Source organism: Xanthovirga aplysinae (assembly GCF_009711365.1).
GTDB lineage: Bacteria > Bacteroidota > Bacteroidia > Cytophagales > Cyclobacteriaceae > Xanthovirga > Xanthovirga aplysinae.
This window is the reverse complement of sequence record NZ_SMMB01000813.1, coordinates 1-4,253: the sequence shown is the minus strand read 5'-3', so window position 1 is coordinate 4,253 and position 4,253 is coordinate 1. Positions and strand designations below refer to the sequence as shown.

The window sequence follows — 4,253 nt, the reverse complement described above, 5'->3', positions numbered from 1 at the left end:
ACCCGCCTAATTTCGATCCGAATATTTGAAACGGGCTTACTACTCTTTTCTTTGTTCGGTTGATAATACTTGTACAAAGCTTACTTAAAATCGGAAAAGTCCATTATAAAATCCCCACAGCTTTTTCCAATTCCACTTTATTAATTAATGCATCGTATAAAGCATCGTAATAATTGGTTTCGGCCTGCTGATAGGAATCCTCAGCATCCACTACTTCCAGATTTGAACCAACACCTTCCTGGTATTTTATTTTCGCCTGCTCATATACCCTTAGGGCTAAATCCTTATTTTCCTGCTGTACTTCAAGGGCAGCCACACTGATGGATAAATTGGAACGGGATTGAGCAACTTCCAGGTCAATTCCATTTGCCAGCTGCTGAAATTGATTTTTTATCTGTTCCAATTCTTTCTTGTTTTGCTGAATAGTATAATGCTTCTTCAATCCATCAAAAATGGGAACATTTAATTGCAAGCCAACATATCCGCTAGAGAAGTACGTTCCATTGTCAGAAAAATTTAAAGTATTTTCAAATTGATTTGTCTGTCCCTGGAAGCTATAGTTAGCCACTGCCGACAAAGTTGGCAAATAAAGGGCTTTATTGCCTTTCATTTCCAGCTCCTTTAATTCTCTACTAGTTTGGAGAGCAGAAAACTCAATTCGATCCGCATATTCATAGATATTACTTGCCAGAATAGTTCCATTAAAATCTATACTTTTGATTTTATCCGTAAGATGAATGGATTCTGATATTGGCATCCCCATTTGATACTTTAGTAAATAAGTACTTACCTCCAATAAGCTTTCGGCTTGCATCAATCCGGTTTGTGCATTATTAAATTGCACCTGAACACGGTCCACATCCAACTGTTCTGCAAAACCATTTTCATACATGATACGGGTTTCCCGTAAAAGGCTATCCAACTGGGCCAAATTATGAGAAGCTAAAGTTACTTTTTTCTCATTGACTAAAACGGTATAATAGGCCTTTGTTACGGCTTCTTTTATTTCAATTTTTGTTTTAATACCATTTTTGGTAGCCAACTCCTTATACACCTTTGCTGCCTTCACACCAATAAAAAATGATCCATCAAAAATCAATTGAGTAAGTGTAACTCCTGCTGATGTTTGATATTTTGCACCCAACTGAATTGTCTCTCCATTAAAAACCGTATTCGGAATTTTGTAATTATCAGTATAAGAAACCTGACCATTTACCTGAGGCAATCCAATTGACGTTGTTTGTCTAATTTGAGCCTTTGCTATTTCCTCATCCAAAGTGGCATTTTTCACATCCGCCTGATGCTCCATAGCATAAATGATGGTCTGTTGAAGTGAAAAGTCCATTCCGCCGGAGTCTTGTGCTTTTGCCTGAAAAGTAATGGCGGAAAGCAATAATCCTAATCCCAATAAAAAGTTGAAATTTAAATTCATGCGCTATGTTGATTTAGGTAGTTTTCAAATAATTCTTTACCCTTGGGTGTAATAATACCGTGTACAAAATGATCAAAAAGTTGCATTTGCACTTGGGCAAAATCAAACTTTTCCCGTGGAAAAACATGATCCTTAAACCCTAATTGCGCCTGTTCAAAACGCATGGTGGTTATAATTTCGGCATTCACTTCGGAACGGAAGTACCCTTCTTTCTGGCCTGTCTCTATCATTTCTACCATTTTTCTCATATGCACTTTATCCTTGCATTCCTGAAAGATTTGAAAAGCATCTTTATGGTACTTTTGAAGATCTAAAAACATGGTAGGGTTAATCTTATTTATCATTTGCCTAAAAAAAATGGCAATTTTACAAAGTGCCTCTACTACATTTTCAGAACTAGCCTTGATATTTTGAAAGTGCTTGGTATCCTCCTCCATCTTATATTTCACGACGAGCCGAACAATCTCTTTCTTATCCTTAAAATATTGATAAATCGTCTTTTTAGAGATCCCCAACTCTTTGGCAATATCATCCATGGTGACACTCTTAATGCCAAACCTTGAAAATAACTGAGCAGAAGTAGTAATAATTTTCTCTTTATCCGTCATAACTTATTTGTTCGAAGGTGCAAAACTAAGGAAACTTTCAACTTTTCCAAAGTTTACACTTGGAATTCAAACGGGTAACCTTTCAATAAGTTTTACAAAGGGTTAAATAAATTTTAGAGATAAAGAAAGAATTGATTAATAGATCGAGAAAAAATCCAATAGATTATTATTAGGAAATATTAGGATTAATAAAAGATCCAACCTGAAATTGAAGTAGAAACTCCCAAAAAGAATATTTTTTTTGATAGAAAAATATTTTAAAATATATCTTTTTATTAAAAAAAGGACTTTTAAGTAATTAACACTAAAAAAGCACCCTAAAACCTTTCCTTTTAACCATCAAAAACATTATGAAGCAAGGGAGTCTAATAAAAAGAATTTAGATGTAAGTTTTTATTAAATTTTATAGCAACAAATAAAAAGGGGCAAAGCCCCCTTAACAGATCTTGACATTTACAGCTATCATTCAACGGGAATGTAAAAATCGACTATACATTTATTTTCCGGGTGATCACGAAAGTCATTATGATATATTTCAAAAGGGTTTTGTTCCCTTTTTTTATATCCATTTTCATGCATCCAAACAAAAAGGGCGCTCCAAGATTCTTCAAAATCGTTAGGGGTTATTTCAAAACGCCCAACGATACATTTCCCTGTTTGAATGAAACCGGCGTTTATTTCCCCTTCAAGGTCAAAAACCTCATTTGTAAACAAACAAATACTCATTCGTACTTTCTCTGGTGAGGTTACCTTGAAGCTATCATGAAAAATTCTCCCCATTTTCGTTTCGGGATTATCTATTATACCCTTAGGGTTTGCCCATTTTATTAATCGATCAAACGAATATTCAACTCGATTCACTCCCACATGGGTAATACTTGCGAATTTTAATTCCGGGTTTTCTTTAATTTCAATGTTTGCTTTCATTCTAATCCAGTTTAAATGATCATGAATGTTGCAAATGTATTTCTCAAAAATTAGACTTTCTTGTCCATTCTTGCTATTGTCTTGACTTATCTTGCTAAATTTACCTGGGTTTAATTTTCGAAACTCAGAAGGATTTACCCCGTAAAAACTCTTAAAAGCACGAGTAAAGGAAGAATTGCTATTAAAACCATACCGAAGAGCAAGATCTGTAATACTTACTTCCTTATATTTCATTAATACAGCAGCACATTTTTCAATTCGTCTTCGGCTGGTATAAGCGTTAAGTGTTTCCCCAATGATAGCTTTAAAAATTCGATGAAAATGAAATGGCGAATAATGGGCAATCTCTGCAATATATTGCAATGATAATTCGGAGTCTAGATTATCATCTATAAATTTCAGGGCCTTATCTACCCGGGAAATGTAATCTTTTTCTATTTCGTATTCTTTAAGTCTCATAATGTTTAATTGCTAACCCATAAAGAAACAGCTTATATGCTATCCTCATTTAAGCATAATAAAAGAGTTGCTTAAGGATCCTAACATAATGCCCTTGCATGTTTTGAGAACGATATTATTCTCTTAACAAAGTCCAAACTTGGAAGGAAAATACCAAAAACATTGTTTTCAAAGTAAAGAAATACGGAAATATTAATTCGTTTTAAGCCATGAAAAGAACAAAATCAATCAAACAGGCCCAAAATTTCCTGAGGCAGCTCTATAGTCGATTGAATGGCTATCTCACTGACCTGAAAGAAAATGGTGTTGAAGGCAAATTGGCCTTTGAACAGGAAAGAAACCATATCAAAGGGGCCCTAAGATCTTTAGAAGGTCCTGTGAGGGAAATCCAGGAAAAAGTAGGCCATGAGGAAGGTCAACAGCTTCAAAATGCTTATAACCGGATGGTTACTCCTTTAAAAGCAGAACAACCTGCTAGCATCAGGGCTTATTATGAAGTGGAAAAGGCTTTTCATAATGCTTATGAAGAATTTAGGAAAAAAGCTGACCATGCCTGTGATCGTTGTAATAAGTCTGATCGGCATCAATGGAAAGAATTAATCTGCCAATTAGAAAGGGAAAAACAAGATTTTGAAGCCAAAGCAGAAATCCACAAAATACAATTAGAAACCGAAAAAGCCCCTTTTGAGAAAAAAGCTCAAAAAAAACGACATAAACTTTTCCAGCAAATTGAAGCTTTGGAAGAAGAAATTCAGGAAAGGCTTGGTGAAAGCCCAGAAGGACCACTTTATCAAGCAAATGCCATGGAACAAAAATTTGAGAAACTA

4 protein-coding genes are annotated in these 4,253 nt (G+C 34.8%); 1 reads left to right on the top strand and 3 read right to left on the bottom strand.

All coding sequences use genetic code 11. The annotated features are described in order from the left end of the window. Nucleotides 1-103 precede the first annotated feature (103 nt). The 3 genes from E1171_RS06105 to E1171_RS06095 form a co-directional block, all read right to left on the bottom strand. Nucleotides 104-1,432, bottom strand: a complete 1,329-nt coding sequence (locus E1171_RS06105) for a TolC family protein (RefSeq protein WP_155205108.1) — start codon at nucleotides 1,430-1,432, stop codon at nucleotides 104-106. After that, nucleotides 1,429-2,040, bottom strand: coding sequence for a TetR/AcrR family transcriptional regulator (locus E1171_RS06100; RefSeq protein WP_155205106.1), 612 nt, complete (start codon nucleotides 2,038-2,040; stop codon nucleotides 1,429-1,431). The genes E1171_RS06105 and E1171_RS06100 overlap by 4 nt, the downstream gene beginning before the upstream one ends. 462 nt (nucleotides 2,041-2,502) lie before the next feature. Continuing rightward, nucleotides 2,503-3,426, bottom strand: coding sequence for an AraC family transcriptional regulator (locus tag E1171_RS06095; RefSeq protein ID WP_155205104.1), 924 nt, complete (start codon nucleotides 3,424-3,426; stop codon nucleotides 2,503-2,505). 209 nt (nucleotides 3,427-3,635) lie between these two features. Here E1171_RS06095 and E1171_RS06090 point away from each other — a divergent pair. After that, the coding region (locus E1171_RS06090) for a hypothetical protein (RefSeq protein ID WP_155205102.1) at nucleotides 3,636-4,253 on the top strand (618 nt) is incomplete at its 3' end.

Coding starts and splice junctions, on each gene's coding strand:
- E1171_RS06095 (WP_155205104.1), bottom strand. CDS start 3,426: ATGAGACTTAAAGAATACGAAATAGAAAAAGATTACATTTCCCGGGTA.
- E1171_RS06100 (WP_155205106.1), bottom strand. CDS start 2,040: ATGACGGATAAAGAGAAAATTATTACTACTTCTGCTCAGTTATTTTCA.
- E1171_RS06105 (WP_155205108.1), bottom strand. CDS start 1,432: ATGAATTTAAATTTCAACTTTTTATTGGGATTAGGATTATTGCTTTCC.